This window comes from Frankia sp. CcWB2 (assembly GCF_977927585.1).
In genome coordinates, this window is sequence record NZ_CDWRCM010000124.1 from 1 (window position 1) to 2,484 (window position 2,484).

A 2,484-nucleotide genomic window follows, 5' to 3' on the forward strand; every position below is an offset into this window, starting at 1 on the left:
GTTGCTGGGTCAGCTCGGTCAGGTTGTCGGCCTCGCGCCGCCGCGCCAGGTCGTCGCGGCTTCTGTACTTGTGGAGGTCGCGAAACTTGATCCGCCGGTGGGTGCCGATCAGATCGGGGTCCGGTCGCCCGGTCGCGCCGTCAACCTGGCCGGGCATCTCTGCCAGCTCCATCAACATTCACGGTTCCCAACTGCATCATCCGAAACAAACGCAACATCTGCAAGCCTTGTGCGCGGGCCGACATCGGCCGCGCCGCGCGGGCTGGACGTCGAGTGCCCGGGCAGCGCCGCGCCCGCCGCCCTGGACAGCCGTCCGGTCGTCCGGGCGAGACATTCGAGTAAACGGCTCGTTGATGTGCTCGGCGTGTACATGCCGTCCCGATCTACCCTCGTGGATGTCCTGCGGCAGCCCGGCACACTGGTGCTACTGTTCCGCGACCTCCGCCCCCGCAGTGAGAGGTCGCGTCGCGGACGCGGTGACTACCAACGTTCGCGAGTTCGGGTCCTCATGATCGCGCGGCGGTCGAATTTGGGGGAGCCAGTCACGGTCCAGGGACCGCAGACCGTGCTCAGGTCCCCCAAATTCGCCGGCAGGGGGCGATCAGATGGAAGTCGACATTGATCGGTGCGGAGATCGGTGCGGGGGCCGGTACGGACGGATCGCGGCCTGAGTGTGCGTGCCAGCTCGTGCGGATGGGCGCGGTGCGGGTAAGGAGTACGGGTAGGTAGGGACTGCATACCGCTGACGGACGGGATACCGCTCACGGACGGGGAGGCGAGAGATGGCGCAGGTGGGAGAACGGGAGGCGCGCAGGGTCGCCGAGGCGGCCCGGGAGGCCGAGTGGCGGCTTCCCTCGTTTGGCAAGGAGCTTTTCCTCGGTCATCTCCGGCTCGATCTGATCTCCCCGCACCCGCGGCCGAAGGAGGGCGACCGGCAGCGGGGGGAGGCGTTCCTGGCCCAGCTCGAGTCGTTCCTGCGGGAGACGGTGGACCCGTTGCAGATCGAGCGGGACGGGCGGCTACCTGGGCAGGTGATCGACGGGCTGCGGCGGATAGGCGCCCTCGGCATGAAGATCCCCGAGGAGTACGGCGGACTCGGGTTGACCACCGTTTACTACAACCGGGCGCTTGAACTGTCCAGCTCGTGGCATGCGAGCCTGCCCACGCTGCTCTCGGCGCACCAGTCGATCGGCGTGGCCGAGCCGGTCCTGGGGTTCGGTACCGAGGAGCAGAAGCGGACGTATCTACCGAAGGTGGCCCGCGAGGAGATCAGCGCGTTCCTGCTGACCGAGCCCGACGTGGGCAGCGACCCGGCCCGGATGAGCAGCCAGGCGGTGCCGGTCGAGGGCGGCGCCGCCTACGAGCTGAGCGGCCGCAAGCTGTGGACCACCAACGGTGTGATCGCCGATCGGCTGGTGGTCATGGCGGTCGTCCCGCGCTCGGCCGGTCATCGCGGTGGCATCACGTGTTTCATCGTCGATGCCCACGCACCCGGCGTGAAGGTGGAGCACCGCAACGAGTTCATGGGTCTGCGCGGCATCGAGAACGGGGTGACCAGCTTCGAGCAGGTCCGGGTCCCGGCCGCGGACCGCCTCGGGCGGGAAGGCGAGGGGCTCAAGATTGCCCTGACGACGCTGAACACCGGCCGCCTCGCCCTGCCGGCGACCTGTGTGGGCGGCGCCAAGTACGCGCTGCGCATCGCCCGGGAATGGTCGCGGGACCGCGTCCAGTGGGGTCGGCCCATCGGCCAGCACGACGCCATCGCCCAGAAGATCGCGTTCATGGCCGCCACCACGTTCGGGCTGGAGGCGATGCTGGAACTGTCCGGCCTGATGGCCGATGAGGGACGCGGGGACATCCGGATCGAGGCTGCCCTGGCCAAGCTGTATGCCAGCGAGATGGCCTGGCTGATCGCCGACGAGCTGGTCCAGATCCGCGGCGGTCGTGGGTACGAGACCGCCCAGTCCCTGGCCAACCGGGGGGAACGACCGGTACCGGCCGAGCAGATGCTACGCGACCTGCGCATCAACCGGATCTTCGAAGGCTCCACCGAGATCATGCGGTTGCTCATCGCGCGGGAGGCCGTGGACACCCACCTCTCGGTGGCCGGTGACATCATTTCCCCGGACGCGTCGATCGCGGCGAAGGCCCGCGGCGCCGGACGGGCGGCTGCCTTCTACGGCCGCTGGCTGCCCGGCCTCGCCGTCGGCAGCGGGACGTCGCCGCGATCGTTCCTCGAATTCGGTCGGCTCGGCACGCACCTGCGTTTCGTGGATCGCTCGGCGCGCAAGCTCGCCCGGTCGACCTTCTACGGGATGGCTCGCTGGCAGGGCGGACTGGAGAAGAAGCAGGCGTTCCTCGGGCGTCTCGTCGACATCGGCGCCGAACTGTTCGCTATCAGCGCGGCGGTCGTGCGGGCCCGGATGCTCGATGAGGAGGGCGAGCCGACTGCGATCGACCTGGCCGACCTGTTCTGCCGGCAGG

At 69.0% G+C, this 2,484-nt stretch carries 1 protein-coding gene; it reads left to right on the forward strand.

From position 1 onward, the window contains the following. Positions 1-782: 782 nt before the first annotated feature. Positions 783-2,484: acyl-CoA dehydrogenase family protein (locus ACY45C_RS13855; RefSeq protein ID WP_462188020.1), on the forward strand; the 1,702-nt coding region annotated here is incomplete at its 3' end.